16 protein-coding genes are annotated in these 16,135 nt (G+C 68.6%); 6 read left to right on the forward strand and 10 right to left on the reverse strand.

Annotated features, from left to right (window positions below; translation table 11 throughout):
* Positions 1–50: 50 nt before the first annotated feature.
* Positions 51–599, reverse strand: coding sequence for a class I SAM-dependent methyltransferase (locus tag G6N34_RS10975; RefSeq protein ID WP_085151215.1), 549 nt, complete (start codon positions 597–599; stop codon positions 51–53).
* A 39-nt stretch (positions 600–638) separates the two neighbouring features.
* Here G6N34_RS10975 and G6N34_RS10980 point away from each other — a divergent pair, with 39 nt between their 5' ends.
* Positions 639–1,988 carry an NAD(P)/FAD-dependent oxidoreductase gene (locus tag G6N34_RS10980; RefSeq protein ID WP_085150964.1) on the forward strand — a complete coding sequence of 450 codons (1,350 nt, stop codon included), beginning with the start codon at positions 639–641 and terminating at the stop codon, positions 1,986–1,988.
* Position 1,989: 1 nt separating this feature from the next.
* Here G6N34_RS10980 and G6N34_RS10985 read toward each other — a convergent pair whose 3' ends face one another.
* The 3 genes from G6N34_RS10985 to G6N34_RS10995 form a co-directional block, all read right to left on the reverse strand.
* The gene (locus G6N34_RS10985) at positions 1,990–2,244 is read right to left on the reverse strand and encodes a hypothetical protein (protein WP_085150965.1); all 255 of its coding nucleotides are present in this window, start codon (positions 2,242–2,244) and stop codon (positions 1,990–1,992) included.
* A gap of 63 nt (positions 2,245–2,307) precedes the next feature.
* Positions 2,308–2,646: a hemophore-related protein gene (locus tag G6N34_RS10990; protein ID WP_085150966.1), complete on the reverse strand. Its 339-nt coding sequence runs from the start codon at positions 2,644–2,646 to the stop codon at positions 2,308–2,310.
* Positions 2,647–2,875: 229 nt separating this feature from the next.
* Positions 2,876–3,241, reverse strand: a complete 366-nt coding sequence (locus tag G6N34_RS10995; RefSeq protein ID WP_085151216.1) for an RNA-binding S4 domain-containing protein — start codon at positions 3,239–3,241, stop codon at positions 2,876–2,878.
* 193 nt (positions 3,242–3,434) lie between these two features.
* On the opposite strand from G6N34_RS10995, the gene G6N34_RS11000 reads away from it, so the two are divergent.
* From G6N34_RS11000 to G6N34_RS11015, 4 genes are read left to right on the forward strand one after another with little or no spacing between them, the layout of a single operon-like run.
* Complete coding sequence (locus G6N34_RS11000; RefSeq protein ID WP_085150967.1) at positions 3,435–3,911, forward strand: nuclear transport factor 2 family protein; 477 nt, start codon at positions 3,435–3,437, stop codon at positions 3,909–3,911.
* 11 nt (positions 3,912–3,922) lie between these two features.
* On the forward strand, positions 3,923–4,891 hold the full coding sequence (locus tag G6N34_RS11005; protein WP_085151217.1) for an NADP-dependent oxidoreductase: 969 nt from the start codon (positions 3,923–3,925) through the stop codon (positions 4,889–4,891).
* Between the two features lie 23 nt (positions 4,892–4,914).
* Entirely contained in the window at positions 4,915–5,877 is a 963-nt protein-coding gene (locus G6N34_RS11010) for an LLM class F420-dependent oxidoreductase (RefSeq protein ID WP_407663221.1), read from the forward strand.
* A complete protein-coding gene (locus G6N34_RS11015) occupies positions 5,874–6,755 on the forward strand; it encodes an SDR family NAD(P)-dependent oxidoreductase (protein ID WP_085150968.1) in 882 nt (293 codons plus the stop codon). Before G6N34_RS11010 ends, G6N34_RS11015 begins: the two co-directional genes overlap by 4 nt.
* 2 nt (positions 6,756–6,757) lie before the next feature.
* Here the strand turns inward: G6N34_RS11015 and G6N34_RS11020 are convergent, their stop codons facing one another.
* Complete coding sequence (locus G6N34_RS11020) at positions 6,758–9,481, reverse strand: helix-turn-helix transcriptional regulator (protein ID WP_085150969.1); 2,724 nt, start codon at positions 9,479–9,481, stop codon at positions 6,758–6,760.
* A gap of 222 nt (positions 9,482–9,703) precedes the next feature.
* On the opposite strand from G6N34_RS11020, the gene G6N34_RS11025 reads away from it, so the two are divergent.
* Entirely contained in the window at positions 9,704–12,046 is a 2,343-nt protein-coding gene (locus G6N34_RS11025; RefSeq protein ID WP_085150970.1) for an FdhF/YdeP family oxidoreductase, read from the forward strand.
* 49 nt (positions 12,047–12,095) lie between these two features.
* Here the strand turns inward: G6N34_RS11025 and G6N34_RS11030 are convergent, their stop codons facing one another.
* The 5 genes from G6N34_RS11030 to G6N34_RS11050 form a co-directional block, all read right to left on the reverse strand.
* Positions 12,096–12,434, reverse strand: a complete 339-nt coding sequence (locus G6N34_RS11030) for a DUF3253 domain-containing protein (protein WP_085150971.1) — start codon at positions 12,432–12,434, stop codon at positions 12,096–12,098.
* On the reverse strand, positions 12,431–13,855 hold the full coding sequence (rox, locus tag G6N34_RS11035; RefSeq protein WP_085150972.1) for a rifampin monooxygenase: 1,425 nt from the start codon (positions 13,853–13,855) through the stop codon (positions 12,431–12,433). The genes G6N34_RS11030 and rox overlap by 4 nt, the downstream gene beginning before the upstream one ends.
* Positions 13,856–14,010: 155 nt before the next feature.
* On the reverse strand, positions 14,011–14,676 hold the full coding sequence (locus G6N34_RS11040) for a cutinase family protein (RefSeq protein WP_085151219.1): 666 nt from the start codon (positions 14,674–14,676) through the stop codon (positions 14,011–14,013).
* Between the two features lie 183 nt (positions 14,677–14,859).
* Entirely contained in the window at positions 14,860–15,834 is a 975-nt protein-coding gene (locus G6N34_RS11045) for a GlxA family transcriptional regulator (RefSeq protein WP_085150973.1), read from the reverse strand.
* A complete protein-coding gene (locus tag G6N34_RS11050; protein WP_085150974.1) occupies positions 15,827–16,135 on the reverse strand; it encodes a hypothetical protein in 309 nt (102 codons plus the stop codon). Before G6N34_RS11050 ends, G6N34_RS11045 begins: the two co-directional genes overlap by 8 nt.

Genomic DNA, 16,135 nt, shown 5'->3' on the forward strand with positions numbered 1-16,135 from the left:
CCCGACCTGGCGAAACGTGTCCGGCAGCCTCTTCTCGGCGCGGTTCAGGATTAACCGCGCTGGGCCAGCAGCCACGCCTCGCCGTTGCTCTCGCCGGTGGCCAGCACCTTCAGGGCGCCGAACGCCTCGGTCAACTCGCCAGGGCGGGCGCGAAAGTCGCCCGGTGTGCCACCCACCTCGCTCAGCACGCTGATGGCCAGCAGGCCTCCGGGCGCAAGCCGCTCCATCATCTGCGGGTACAGCGCCCTATCGCGGAATCTGATGCAGCACAACAGGTCCACCGGATCCCCGGCCGGCAGGCCGCCATCGAGGTCGACGGTGTCGAAACGGCAGCGGGGGGCCACCGCGTGCCGCAGCGCGAGTGCGCGTGCGGCACCGATGGCGACCCCCGAGACGTCGATGCCCCGCACCGTGAGGCCGCGCAGCGCCAGCCAGACCGACAACACACCCCGTCCGCAGGCCACATCCAGCGCCGCTCCCGAGTGCGGGAACAGGTCGGCATAGGGCCGGAATGCCGCCGGGAGTGCGACGTCGTCGTCGGAGGGCGGATCGCCCTGGCCGTAACGATCGTCCCAGCGGATTCGATCCTCGTCGGACACGCGCATCAGCCTAGAGCGCGGCCGACTAACGTCGAGACGATGAGCGACGCGCGCACGAAAGTGCTCATCATCGGAGGCGGCTTCGGCGGCCTGTTCTGTGCCCGCAGGCTGGGGCGCCGCGACGACGTCGAGGTGACGGTGCTCGACCGGGCGGCCGGACACCTCTTCCAGCCGCTGCTGTATCAGTGCGCGACCGGAACGCTGAGCATCGGCCACATCAGTCGCTCCCTGCGCGAGGAGCTTGCGCGGTACGGCAACGTCAGGACTCTGCTCGGGGAGGCCGTCGAGCTCGACCCGCAGGCCCGCACGGTCACGGCGCTGCGGCCTGACGAAACCTCGTTCACGATCGACTACGACGTGCTGGTGGTCGCCGCGGGGATGCGCCAGTCCTATTTCGGCAAGGAGCATTTCGCGCAGTGGGCGCCGGGGATGAAGACGCTCGACGATGCGCTCGGCATCCGGCAGCGGCTGTTCACGGCGTTCGAGATCGCCGAGACGCTCCCGCCCGGTCCCGAACGCGACAGTTGGTTGACGTTCGCGGTGGCCGGCGGCGGCCCGACCGGGGTCGAGTTGGCCGGGCAGATTCGTGAGGTGGCGACCCGCACGTTGGCCCGTGAGTTCCACAGCATTGATCCGGAAGAGGCCCGGGTGCTGCTGTTCGACGGCGGCGACCGTGTCCTGAAGAGCTTTGCCCCGGACCTGTCCGGCCATGCGGCGCGGACCCTGGAGCGCCTCGGCGTCGAGCTGCATCTGGGCGTCCATGTGACCGACGTCCGGAGAGAGGGCGTGACCGTGACGCCGAAGGCGGGCGGCCCCGCCGAGGAGTACGACGCGCGCACCGTGCTGTGGACCGCGGGTGTCGAGGCGGTGCCCTTCGCGCGGCATGTCGCCGAGGTGCTCGGCGCCTCGGCCGACCGGTCCGGGCGCATCGCGGTCGAACCCGACCTGACGGTGTCCGGCCATCCCGAGGTGTTCATCGTCGGCGACCTGGTCGGTCGAGAGGACCTGCCGGGTGTGGCGGAAAACGCGATGCAGGGCGGTCTGCACGTCGCGGCGTGTGTGCGACGTGACCTCGACGGCAGAGACCGGCGCGCGTACAAATACCGCGACTTGGGTTCGGCCGCCTACATCAGTCGTGGTCAGGCGCTGCTGCAGGTCGGACCGGTTCGGCTCTCTGGGTTCCTGGGCTGGCTCGCATGGGGGTTCATCCACATCGCTGTCCTGACAGGCGTGCGGAACCGGGTCAGCACCGTCGCCACGTGGCTGGCCACGATCGCTCGGGCCAACCGCTACCACCGGGCGTTCATGTTGGGCAGCGCCGCGACACCCGAGCATCGCTACACCTGGTCGACCGATGACCGGCCGCAATCAGAAGCCCGACCGGGCTGATTCAGTCCTCGACGTGGGGCGTCGGACTCTGCTCGGACTCCCACTTGGACTCCAACGACCGCTCGACGAGCGTGCCCGCGGCGAGGTCGAGTTGGAACGTCGCGCCGCCATCCTCTTCCAGGGTGATCAGGTACCCGGAATCGGTGGCCTCCTTGTGCACCACTTTCAGGGCTGAGCGGTCGGCGGCACGCGAGATGACGATGATGTCGCCGGGGGCGACGTCATCGATGCGGTCGTTGGCGGGGGAGTCGGACATGCGAAGTCCGTAGCCGTTTCGCGGTGTCGCTAAACGGCTACGGACGGACCCGGGCAGCCTGGGTCAGTAGTTCTGGCAGCTGTTCGCGACTTGGTTGATGACCGTGGTGTAGGTCTGGATGCCCTGGAAACCCTGGATCTGGGCGATCATCTGGCGGCGCTGATCCGGCCCCGCCGCGATCAGCTGCTGCAGCCACTGGGTGGCCATCGAACTGGCCTCGAAATCTCTGGCGACCTGCGGGTTGGTCGCATTCAGTGCTCTCATGACCTGCGGGTACGTGCACGACGAGTTCACGATCGACTCCACGTCGGGCTGCGCTGACGCGATTCCGCTGCCAGCCAGCATCGCGACTGCTGCTGCGCCGGTACAGATGACCGATCCGATGACCTTCGTGGCTTTCATACGCGAATGCCTGCCCTTCACTTGTGTGATCCGTGTGACAGGGACTCTACCCAACCGGAGAGGGTCTCAGATGCCTCCATTTCTACGGCTGCGATGTCGACCACAGTTGTTTGTTGGCCGCGCGCCGAGCTGATTCGTCGGCGCGGTCCTTGGCCCAGAGCTCGTCAAATGTCTTGCCCGGACGCGCATTGGGTGCGCGATGCGGGGCACGTTGCGACCGCGCGAGGAGTCACCCTCGGCCGGCACGCCACTTGTCCAGGGTGCGGCGGTCCTTCTTGGTGGGGCGGCCCGCACCACGGTCCCGGACCGCGACGGGCGTCGCGACGACGGGAGGCAGGGCGGGCGTGCGGTCCAGGTAGCACGTCACCGCATCGGCGGGTCCCACTCGCTTCTGAATCACCCGCACCACCTCGACAATGCGGGTACGACCGGCCACGACGGCACGGATCTGGTCGCCGGGGACCACTGAGGTCGCGGGCTTGGCTGGACGGTCGTTCACGCGCACATGCCCGCCTCGGCATGCCGCCGCGGCATCGGGCCGGGTTTTCGTCAACCGGACCGCCCACAACCAGCGATCCAACCGGGTCGACTCCATGCCCTCCATCATGAAGGGTCCGAGACCCCCGGGAAACCGACGCCCCCGCGCGTCGGCGGCCAGTGCCACCAGGAACACCCGCAGAGACTGGCCAGTTGCACTGTCTGGTGGCTGATGCGCGCGGCCCCCTCCCATGACGAGCATGGCTTCGTAGCACTGAGGTCACCCTCGTTTCCGTCCCGAAGGAGCCGAAATGCCGACGACGACATCGCCTCTGGTGCCACCGTTCACCATCGACACCGCGACCGCGAAAGTGCGTGCGGGAGAGGACCTGTGGAACACCCGTGATCCCGAACGGGTGGCACTGGGTTACACCCCGGACAGCCGCTGGCGCAACCGATCGGAGTTCCTGCACGGCCGGGCCGCCATCGTCGAGTTCCTCACCGGGAAATGGGCCTCTGAGCTCGACTACCGGCTCATCAAGGAACTCTGGGCGTTCGGCCAGGAGCGCATCGCCGTGCGATTCGCCTACGAGTACCACGACGCCTCAGGCCGGTGGTTTCGCGCCTACGGCAACGAGAACTGGGAGTTCGACGCCGACGGGTTGATGCACACGCGCCATGCCAGCATCAACGACGTCGCGATCACCGAGGCCAAGCGGTTGTTCCACTGGGACACCAGCGCACCCCGCCCCGAGGAGCATCCGGGCCTGAGCGACCTGGGCCTGTGAATGTGGCGACGATGAAGGCCGTCGGAGTGACGGAGTACGGCGGCCCCGAGGTGCTCACGCTCGTAGAGGTTCCCCGCCCTGACCCAGGTGCCGGCCAGATTCGGATTCGCGTGCACGCCGCGACCGTCAACCCCGGAGACACCCTGCTGCGGACCGGTGACCTCGACGAGACGTTGCGGTCGGGACCGCTGACGCCGCCGTACATCCCCGGGATGGAGGCCGCGGGCGTCGTCGACCTGATCGGGCCCGACACCGAGACGGATCTGGCTGAAGGTGACCGCGTGATGACCATCGTCATGCCCATCGATGCCACCGGGGGCGCCTACGCCGAATATCTGGTCGTCGATGCCGATCAGGTCACCCGCGCACCCGCCCACACCACACACGCCGAGGCGGCGACATTGCCGATGAACGGTCTGACCGCTCGGCTCGCCCTGGACGTGCTGCACCTGGGGGAGGGCGAGACCATCGCCGTCACCGGGGCCGCGGGCGCCGTCGGCGGGTATGCGCTTCAACTCGCCAAGGTCGACGGACTTCGCGTGATCGCGGACGCCGCGCCCAAAGACGAGGACCTCGTCGCCGAGCTCGGCGCCGACCAGATCGTCGCCCGCGGGGACGGTGTCGGGCAGCGGATTCGCCAGTGGTGGCCAGAAGGTGTCGCCGCGGTTGTCGACGGTTCGCTGCAGGGTAGCGACGTCGTACCGGCCATCCGAGACGGTGGGCAGCTGGCGGCCGTACGCGGATGGGATCTGCAGGGCAACGGGGACATGGGCCAGGACCGCGGCGTCGCCGTCCGTGACGTCTTCGTCCCTGAGTACACCCACGCCCACGACAAACTCGACACGCTGAGGCAGTTGGCCGAACAGGGCGAGTTGACGCTGCGGGTGGCACGGACGTACCCGGCGGCACAGGCCGCCCAAGCGCACCGTGACCTTGAAGCCGGCGGCGTACGGGGCCGCCTCGTGCTGACCTTCGATTGACCGCACAGAAAGCAGGAGATGACATGAAACCGATCGGTGTCGGCGTCATCGGCGCAAGTCCCGCCGGAGGCTGGGCCGCGCTGGCGCATGTTCCTGCGCTGCAGGCGCTGCCCGAGTTCGAGTCTCTGGCGGTGGGGCGCGACAACATCACACTGGACGACGGCACCGCCGTCGAGGTGACCTCACCCGACCAGATCGCCGTCACCGCGGCACTGCGCAGCGGGTTCGACCACTTCTACCCGATCGCGGGCGACCCCGCGGGGCCGTGTCTGGAGGGGTGGACCACGTTGACGGCCCTCGCCCAGGCGACCACCCGACTGCGGCTGGGGACTCTGGTGACCGGTGTGCACTACCGGCACCCCGCCGTACTGGCGAATATGGCTGCCGCCCTGGACATCATCTCCGGCGGCCGGCTTGAGCTGGGCATCGGCGCCGGCTGGAACGAGCTGGAGTCCGGCGCCTACGGCATCGAACTCGGCACCGTCAAGGAGCGCATGGACCGGTTCGAGGAGGCCACCGAGGTGCTGATCGGCCTGTTGAGTCAGGAGACCACGAACTTCGACGGTGACTTCTATCGGCTCAAGGAGGCACGTAACGAGCCCAAGGGGCCGCAGCGTCCACACCCGCCGATCTGCATGGGCGGCAGCGGCGAGAAGCGCACGCTGCGCATCGTGGCCAAGTACGCCGACCACTGGAACTTCGTGATCGGCACGCCCGGCGAGTTCGCACACAAGCGGGATGTGCTGTGGTCGCACTGCACCGATCTCGGCCGCAATCCTGCCGAGATCACCCTCTCAGCGCACGTCTGGGTCAACCCCGAACACGACCACCAGAAGGTGCTGGCCGAGGTCGCGGGCTTCGCAGAGGAGGGCTTGGACCTCGCCATCCTGTATCTGCCGCCGCCGCTTGATCCTTCGGCGCTCGAACCGCTGGCCACGGCGATCGCTGACTCCGGCCTGCATGTCGCGGCGGAGGCGGCCTCATGACGCGGGTCTGGTTCATCACTGGTTCGTCGCGTGGTTTCGGCCGCGCCCTGGTGGGGGCGGCCCTGGCCGCCGGCGATTCGGTCGCGGCGACCGCGCGTCGGCCCGAACAACTCGCCGACGTGCTGGAGAGCCATGGCGATCGCCTGATGGCGCTGCCGCTCGACGTCACCGACGTCGCGGCCGTCAACCACGCCGTCGCGGCAGCCACGGACCGGTTCGGCCGGATCGACGTGGTGGTCAACAACGCCGGGTACGCCAATGTCGCGCCGATCGAAACCGGTGCCGAGGCGGACTTCCGGGCGCAGTTCGAGACCAACTTCTGGGGCGTCTACCACGTCTCCAAGGCCGTCCTTCCGGTGCTCCGGGCCCAGGGCGGCGGCCTGATCATCCAGTTCTCGTCCATGGGTGGGCGGGTCGGCGGATCGCCCGGCATCGCGTCATACCAGGCCGCCAAGTTCGCGATCGACGGATTCTCCCGGGTCCTGCAGGCCGAGGCCGCACCGTTCGGGGTGAAGGTGCTCGTCGTGGAACCCAGTGGTTTCGCCACGGATTGGGCAGGGCCGTCGATGGCCGTTCACGAGGTTCCCGAGGAGTACGCCGGCACCGTCGGTGCGATGTCTGCCGCTCGGCGCAGTGACGCCATCACCGCCGGGGATCCGGCACGCGCGGCCGAAATCCTGGTGCGGATGTCGCGGCGCAACGACATCCCGTACCACCTTCCGCTCGGCGTCAACGCGGTGGAAGGGTCGATCCGCCAGGACGAGTTCCTGCGCGACGAGGATCGCAAATGGGCTGCCGTGGGCCGGTCCGCTGACTTCGCCGAGCCGTACCCCATCGAATTCCCCACCGACACAGACAGTCGCCACGCCTCGGCGTGACGTCAGGGCAGCACCTGTTCGAGTTGGCTGCGCGAGTTGATCTCGAGCTTGGTGAACACCTTGCTCAGGTGGTATTGGACGGTGCGGGCACTGATGAACAGGCGGGCGCCGATCTCCGGGTTGGACAGGCCGTCGCGGGCCAGTCGGGCCACCTGTTCCTCCTGCGCGGTCAGTTTCGGCCCGACGGCGGTGGGCGCCTTCGTGGGGAGGGTGTGACCGGCGGCCTGCAGTTCGCGCCCGGCCCGCTCGGCGAAGGCCCGCATGCCCATCGCGGTGAACAGGTCGTGTGCGAGCCGCAACTGCTCGCGCGCGTCGCCTCGGCGTCGCTGCCGGCGCAGCCACTCCCCGTACAGGAGGTGGGCGCGGGCCGCATCGGTTCGAATCCGGGTGCGGCCCAGGAGATCGACGGCCTCGCGGTACAGGGTCTCGGCCACATCGTTGTCGCTGAGCAGGGCCCGGCAACGGGCCTCCAGCCCTCGCGCCCAATCGGTGCGGCTGGCGCGACTGATCTCGACGAACTGGGTCAACGCAGCGTCGGCCTCCTCGTACTCGCCCAGTCGGGCGGCGGCCTCGACGAGTTCGGTGAACGCCCAGTTCGCCGAGCTCAACCCGACCGGAGGCTCGATGGCCTCCCGGGCCGCGGTCAGTGCGGACCGGAAGTCGCCGAAACCGTTGTGCAGCAGGGCCGTAGCCCACATCGCGACGGAGATTCCGTTGCCTTCGCCCCGTGCGGTCACCTCGGCCACCGTGGTTCTGCTCAACGCCACCGCGGTGTCCCGGTCGCCGCGCATCGCCGCCAGTCCCAGGGCGGCGTACGGCGCGATTCTGCTTCTGATGGCCTCCTGCACCGAGGCCTGCTCGTCGATCAGGGTTGCGGCGGTGGTCAACTCCCCGGTGAACAGCATGATGAACGCGTGCGTGTTGAGCGCGAGGGGCGTGTCGCTGAGGGCACCCGCACCGCGAACCAGGTCGAGGTAACGCGCCGACAGTTCGTGCCAACGCTCGTCGTCCCAGCCCCTGATCGCCGCAACGGTGGTCAGCCACGCCCACCGACGTTGTCCGTCGGCGGGCACCCCGGAATCGACGGCTGCCAACGCTCGACGCAGATGCGGTACAGCGGCCGTGTAATCGCGGGTGAAGAACGCAATCAGCCAGTCCAGCAACTCGTCATGCAGCCGGGGGGCGCCGGTCGGCCGTGGCGCCTGTTCGGCGGCGCGGGCGATTTCGTCGCTGTCCGCGCCAACCGAGAGTCGGCCCGCGAACATCGCGGCGGTGATGGCGTCGATGTAGGTGGCGCGGCACAGGTTGGTGTCGATCGACTCGAGGCGCCGCGCGGCCTTCAAGAGCAGTGGGGGAGCGTCACTTCCGTGATTGGTGACGAACGCGATCCGGGCCCGCACGAGGTCCGCCTGCGCCTCCTGGAAGTCGGTGAGCCGGTCGGACTCGGTCGTCGCCAGAAGGTCCAGTGCCACATCGAATGCGCCCGCCTCCACCTTGGCCGATGCCGCGGCGAGCGCCCGGTCGACGCGTTTCGTTCGGTCGATGGTCAAGGCCGCGGCACGCTCCAGGAAGGCCGCAGCCGCTCCCACGCCGCCGCGACGTTGCGCCCGGTGGGCGGAACGTTCCAGTTCAACGGCGATGTCCTCGTCGGGACCGGATGCGGCATGGGCCAGGTGCCAGGCGCGCCGGTCCGAGTCACGCTCGCCGTCGGTGACCTCGGCGAGCGCGCGGTGGACCCGTTTGCGGTCGTGCACGGAACCAGAGCGGTACGCCGCCGAACGAACCAGCGGATGACGGAACCGCACTCGGGTACTGAAGCTGGCCAGGTCGGCCTCGACGGCGGCCGCCGCGGCGTCCGGCGGGATGCGGAGGCGCTCGGCTGCCCGCCACATCAGCGCGGGGTCCCCGGTCGGCTCCGCTGCCGCGAGCAGGAGAAGGAGACGAGTGTGCTCCGAAAGCACGTCCACGCGCGAGCGGAATGTCGACTCGAGGTCACCCGAAAGCCCCACCGCGCCAGGGAGTCCGAATCCGCCTGCCAGCTCCTCGGGAGTCATGGCCCTCGGCACCTCGAGCAGCGCCAGCGGGTTACCGCGGGTCTCGGCGACGATCTGATCGCGCACGCGATCATCGAGCGGAGCGGTCAGCACGGTGTCGAGCAGTGCGCGGGCGTCTGGACCGTGCAGGCCGCGGACAACCAAGGATGGCAGGCCCGCCAAGGCGTCAGTGGGTTGGCGGGCTGCGAACACCAATGCCACCGACTCCGCGCCGAGGCGGCGCGCGACGAAGGCGAGCACCTGGGCGGAGGCGCGATCGAGCCACTGCTCGTCGTCGATCAGGCAGAGAAGCGGTTCCTCGGACGCGGCGTCGGAGAAAAGGTTGAGCACGGCCAAGCCGACCAGAAACCGGTCCGGCGCTGGACCTTCGGTCATCCCGAGGGCAGTGCCGAGAGCGCCTCGCTGCGGCGCAGGCAGTCGGTCCAGATGATCGAGGAAGGGCAGACACAACTGATGTACACCGGCGTACGCGAGCTCCATCTCCGCCTGGACGCCCGAGGTGCGCGCGACCCGACCCGGGACGGCCCGCTCCGCCAGGTGGTCCAGCAGCGCGGTCTTGCCGACTCCGGGTTCTCCCCGCAACACCAGCGCCCGGCTCTGCCCGGCACGGGTGGCGTCGACGAGGCGGTCGAGGATTCGACATTCGTCGCCGCGTCCGATCAGCTCACCCATCAGGCGACCATTCGGTGATTCTCACGAGGTGACGCTATACCGCAGACGGGGTCGTCGGTGTGCTGGAAGGGCAGTCAGGATCGGCACATTCGTCCGCGAAGACCCACCCGTCACACCGGCATCGACGGCACAGGCCAAACCCGCCTTCTGACCGCAGAAGTCGTGCGACGTGGACGGTACCGGCCATATGATTCCGCACTATTCAGACCGGAGGGCCACCCCATGACGACACACCAAGTCTCGCCGGGTGACGAACTCGGTCGGGGAGCGCCCGGAGTACCAGCGGTGGGCCGCGGGCCCAATCGCGGTGGGGACCCGTCGCAGAAGGACGATCATGCTCCGTCGGCGGGCTGGGGTGCGGCTCGCAGTGTGGCCCGGGTCGTCGCCGAGGCGCGGGCCCCGATCAAGGGTCCGCACGCCGTCTGGAAGATGAACCACGAGAACGGCGGATTCGACTGCCCCGGATGTGCGTGGCCGGACGCCCGCGACGGTCTGCACCTGGACATCTGCGAGAACGGCATCAAACACGTCACCTGGGAGATGACCAGGAAGCGGGTGGACCGCGAGTTCTTCGCCGCACACACCGTCACCGAACTGTCGGCATGGACTGACTTCGCGCTGGAAGACCAGGGCCGGCTGACCGAGCCGATGAGTTACGACGCGGCCAGCGACAGATACGTGCCCATCTCGTGGGCGGGGGCCTTCGCTCTTGTGGGCACCACCCTGCGGGGATTGGACAGTCCGCATCAGGCCTCGTTCTACACCTCCGGGCGCCTCTCGAACGAGGCCACGTTTCTGTATCAGCTGTGGGTTCGCGAATTCGGGACCAACAACCTGCCGGACTGCTCGAACATGTGTCACGAGGCCTCAGGACGTGCGCTGCAGGCCGCCATCGGCACCGGCAAGGGCACCTGCGACATCACCGACTGGGAGCAGGCGGACCTGCTGATCGTGATGGCCGTCAACGCCGCGTCCAACGCCCCCAGGATGCTGACCGCCCTGGCCGAGGCCAGTAGGCGCGGCGCCCAGATCGTTCACGTGAACCCGCTGATCGAGGCGGCGTCTCGGCGGACGATCGTTCCTCACGAGTTCGCCGCCATGGCAACGTTTCACGCCACCAGGACCGGGACGATGAACGTGCAGCCCAGGATCGGCGGGGACCTCGCGCTGCTGCGGGGTGTCGCCAAGGTGGTGCTGGAGCGGGCGGCCACGGACCCCGAGGCCGTCGACCATGAGTTCATCCGGAACCACACGGCGTACTACGAGGCGTACCGCGATCTCGTCATGGCCACGCCGTGGGAGCAGATCGTCAGCCAGTCTGCGGTTCCGGAGAGCAGGATTCGTGAGCTCGCGGAGTTGTACCTTGTCTCCAATCGAACGGTGATCAGCTGGTGCCTGGGCCTGACCCAGCAGGAACACGGGGTGGACACCGTCCGTGAGATCGTCAATCTCCTTCTGTTGCGGGGGAACCTGGGACGGGAGGGTGCTGGCCCGTCGCCGGTGCGGGGGCACAGCAACGTTCAGGGCAACCGCACCTGCGGTATCGACAATCGGCCGCCTGCAGCATTTCTCGACCGCCTCGATGAGGTGTGCGGCATCGAGTCACCGCGCGAGGACGGCCTTGACACCGTCGCGACAATCCAGGCCATGCGCCGCGGGGAGGTGAAACTCTTTGTCGCCCTGGGCGGGAACTTCTGCCTGGCAGCACCCGACACCGACGCGACCTTCGAGGGTCTGCGCAACACCGACCTCACCGTGCAGGTGAGCACGAAACTCAACCGCAGCCATCTCGTGCACGGCCGCGCGGCACTCATCCTGCCGTGCCTGGGCCGCACGGAAAGGGACGTGCAACGGGCCGGTGAGCAGGGTGTCACCGTGGAGGACAGCATGAGCATGGTGCATCTGTCCTACGGCATGCGTAAACCGGCATCGCAGGCGCTGTTGTCGGAGTGTGCGATCCTGGCCGGGATGGCCCAGGCGACCCTGCCGAACTCGGCCACCCCGTGGGAGCGCTACGTCGAGGATTACGACCGGATCCGCGACACGATGGCAGCCGTCCTCCCGGGTTTCGAGGACTTCAACCGCCGGGTGCGGATGCCGCTGGGCTTCCGCATCCGGCAACCGGCCCGCGAACGGGTGTTCCTCACCGACTCCGGTCGTGCGGAGTTCCTGGCCTCGCCACTGCCCGACGCGCTGCCGCCCGCGGGTCGACTGATGTTGTCCACCATGCGATCCCACGACCAATGGAACACCACCATCTACTCCGACAATGACCGGTACCGCGGCGTGAAGAACGTCCGGACACTGCTGTTCATGAATTCGGCCGACATGGCCGAGCGGGGCATCAGGGAGTTCGACCTGATCGACATCACCAGCTTCGCCCGCGACGGCAGCACCCGCACGGTGTGGGGCTACCGTGCGATCGGCTACGACATCCCAGCCGGGAATGTCGCGGGCTACATGCCGGAACTCAACGTGCTCTGCGCCATCGGCGATTTCAGCACCCAGAGTGACCAACCGCTGATGAAACAGCAGATCGTTGAGGTCGTGCGTTCGGGGCGGTGACACCCGCCTGCAAGGTAGCGCCGCACCCGACCCTCACAACTGAGCCGGGTCAGCGCGCGGTGCGAATCCTGATGGGGCCGCGCCATTCTCCGTCGGGATCGAGAGTCGCCCCACGTTGGGTGATCGTCACCTCGCCCGACCGGGCCAGCCGCCGAGCGATCTCCCGGGCATCGGCCACCAAGTCGCGCCAGTCCGCGCCCCCGACCGCCCGCGCGGCGTCCGACGGGCACGTGCTGCTTCGTGCACCGCGGTGATGCGCCAACGCCAGGATCGCGGCCTCGAGGCGGCCCAGGATCGGGCCGCCGCCCAGCGCCTCTCGAGCCTCGGCGGCACCTGGTCCGCCGGACTCGAGGACACTGCGCAGTTCGGCGACCCGTTGGTCGGTCACGCCGCATCACCGAACCATCGTGGCAGGTGGTCGAGCAGGTCGCGCTGCTGGTCACCGACCCACGCCACGTGGCCGTCGGGGCGCAGCAGCGCCGCGGGCACGTCGATTTCGGCATGGGCATCGACCACGTGGTCGACGCGGTCGGCCCACCCCGACACGGACAGGTCGCCGGTGCGGTCGATCAGCAGTCCGCGGCCGTCGTGCGTCCGCTCGAAGAGTCGACCCCCGTCCAGGCGCACGTCCCGCAGTCGCCGACCGACCAGTTCATGTTCGCCGCCGAAGTCGTATCGGATGTCGATCGCGGTGATCTTCTCGATGAGCCAACGGTTGACCTCATCGAATTCCATCAACGCAGACAGCAGTTCACGCAGTGCCCGCGCCCCTGGGGTTGGAGCCAGGAGCGCCATCTGTGCCCGGGTGTTGGACAACACCGCGGCCGCCACCGGCTGCCGTTCGCGCTCGTAGCTGTCCAGCAGGTCGGCCGGGGCCCAGCCGTGGATCTCGGCGGCGAGTTTCCAGCCGAGGTTGAACGCGTCCTGAACGCCGAGGTTGAGGCCCTGCCCGCCGGTCGGCGGATGGATGTGCGCGGCGTCGCCGGCCAGCAGGACACGACCCACCCGGTACCGCTCGGTCTGCCTTGTGGCATCACCGAATCGGGACAGCCAACGTGGCGAGTGCACGCCGAAGTCGGTGCCGGCGACGGCCGTCAGCTGTTGACGGAACTCCTCCAGCGTGGGTGGTGTCGCGCGGTCGTCGGTGAGTCCGGCCGCGGGGACGAGCACGCGATGGAGTCCGTCGCCCAGCGGCATGACGCCGAACAGAAGCTGGGTTCGGCGGACCTTCTCGACCACCTCGGCGACCGCTGCCGGGTCCGCCGTCATCGCCATCTCGCCCAGCAGTGTCTCGACGGTGCTGGGTTCACCGGGAAATCCCACGCCGAGCAGGCGCCGCACGGTGCTGCGGCCGCCGTCGCAGCCCACGAGGTGTCGCGCCCGCAGGTGCTCTCCGTCGGCCAGTTCGACCGTCACGCCTGCGTCGTCCTGACGGAGTCCGACGACCTCGCACCCTCGCCGAATCCGGGCGCCGAGTTCGCCGGCGCGATCGGACAGCAGTCGCTCGGTGACGGTCTGCGGGATCCCGAGCACGTAGCCGTGCGCGGTGTCGAGCGTGCTGGGGGCGGGTTTCATGATTCCGGCGAAGAAGCCGTTGAGCGGATGTGTCTGCCCATTCGCCAGGAACCGGTCGAGTATCCCGCGCTGGTCCATCACCTCGATGCTGCGGGCGTGCAGGCCCAGCGCCCGCACCTGAAGTGTCGGTTCCGGCTCCCTGTCGAGGACGAGCACGTCCACATCCTGCAGTCTCAGCTCGCACGCCAGCATCAATCCCGTCGGGCCGGCTCCTGCGATGATCACGTCAACCAACTGTCAACCCCCTCATTCGGTGTGTCTGTGCACTGTGAAAACGCGTTGTTTCCAGGGTGTTTGGACTCGGACCGACGATTGTGCAGCACCACCCGGGCCTTGCCGCAAGACCCGGGGTGCGCGCTACAGTGAGAGGGGGAGGGGTTCCTGTCCCGTCACGCAGATTGTGTCGACGGATTCTGCGCCAACGCATTCACTGCGAAATCGGCTGCTTGATCGGGCATTCCGTTGCTCTTGTAGCTGCTGTGCGCCGACCTGTTCAGACCACCGGGGGAACACACGGGGTCTCCGGGCGCGCACAGTTCGATGGTTTTGGCCGAATAGAGCGACCCGATGGTGATGGGCGGGGCCTCGCGGTCGACGAGGTTCAGGAACCAGTTGTCGGGTGTGCCGAACAGGACCACCGCCGCGACGTGCGGCGCGACGGACGCGGGCATAGGTCCGCGGATTCCTGCCGGCAGGGTGAATCCCTCGGGAACCCCGTCGGCGGTGATGTACCCGGCGACGGCGGCGCCCTGTGAGTACCCGCCGACCACGATCTCTGTGGTGGGGCACGCCTCGGCGATCGACTCCACCTTGGTGCTGGCGTCCTCGATCCCGTCGGCGGCGGCCTGGAAGTCCAGGGACGCGGGATAGTCGACGGGGTAGACCGCGACGTTCTTGCCGGGCAGACGGGCATTGAGCGCGTTGACGAAGGCCTGGCCGGTGTCGCCCACGCCGGGCGCCTCGAAGGTGCCTCGGGCGAACACCACCTCGACGTCGGGGCACGACGGGTCGACCTCCGCCGACGCGACGCCGATCCCCGCAGTGCCGGGCAGCATCAGTGGGAACAGCGCCGCGGCGGCGGCGAGGACACGAGATCGGGAGGTGGTCTTCGAGGCGGCTTTGGCGGACACGTCCGCTCCTTTCGGGAGGATTCGTCGGTCACCCCAGGCTTCCGCGCCGCCGAACGCCGCACATCGATGCTGGCGGCCACCCTGACTACCTGCTGGCAGGTAGTGCCTTCAGCGCTCCTGAGGGTGCGCCGCGCGAAACGTGTTGCGGTAGCTCTGCGGCGAGACTCCGCTCAGTCGCCGGAACTGCTCTCTGAAGTTGGCGGCCGAGGTGAATCCGACGTCGCGACCGATTCGTTCCACACCGGATGAGGAGCGCTCGAGTAGTTCTTGGGCATGCCGGACCCGCACTCCGGTGAGCCAGTGCATCGGCGTCTGGCCGGTCTCGGCCTGGAACCGGCGGTTCAGGGTCCGCACACTGAGCGCGGCCCGTTCGGCGATGTCGCCAAGCGTCAGATCGCGGTGCGCGTTCTGCTCGATCCACCCCAATACGTCGTCCAGTTCGGTGGATTTTCCGATCACGTTGGAAGGCAGCCTGTTTCGGACGATGAACTGGGCCTGGCCACCACTGCGGTGCAGCGGCGCGACGGCGAGCTTGGCGGCACCGGCGGCCGCGGCGGCGCCGTGGTCCTGCTGCACCATGTACAGGCAGAGGTCCAGGCCTGCCGAGGCCCCGGCCGAGGTCAGAAGCCGACCTTCGTCGACGTACAGCACATCGGCGTCGAGCACGACGTCGGGAAACAGGCCACGGAAGGCGTCGGCGGTGACCCAATGGGTGGTGGCCCGCTTCCCGTCGAGCAGGCCCGTGGCGGCCAGGGTGAATGCGCCCGTGCAGATCGACGCGATGCGCGCGCCCGCGTCGTGGGCCGCTCGAAGTGCGGCGAGCACCTCGTCGGGGGCGTCCGCGGTCAGGTGGTGTCGACCGGGCACCACGACGGTGTCGGCGTCGGCCAGGGCGTCCAGACCATGGTCGGTGCCGATGCGCACCGGACCGGCGGCGACGACGGGTTCGGTGCCGCACACCTGGATGCGGTACGCGCCGTCTGGTACCCGGCCGAACACCTCCAGCGCGATGCTGAGGTCGAACGGGATCACGTCGGGCAGCGCGAGGACGGCGACGCGGTGCGGTCGCACGACGTCACGCATGACGGACCCGCCGCACGCCGGTGACCGCCGACCGGGGCAGCCGGCCGGCGCGTGAGTGTCCGGTCAGTGCATCACCGTGGACCTCCACGTCGAACGTGAGCTTGAGGCGCATGGGTCTGGTCACGGTCTGTTTCCAGGTGACCCGCGGGCCGTCGACGTCGATGTCGGTCAGCGGCACCGTCTCCGCATCTCCGACCGCGCTGCCCGCCACGGCGCCGTCCCGCTCCGTGAACCGGTAGAGGATCTGCAGCGATCCGATCGGGGTCCTGATGCCGACATCCCAGTCGCCGATGATGGTCAT

Origin of the sequence: Mycolicibacterium confluentis (assembly GCF_010729895.1) — a bacterium.
GTDB lineage: Bacteria > Actinomycetota > Actinomycetes > Mycobacteriales > Mycobacteriaceae > Mycobacterium > Mycobacterium confluentis.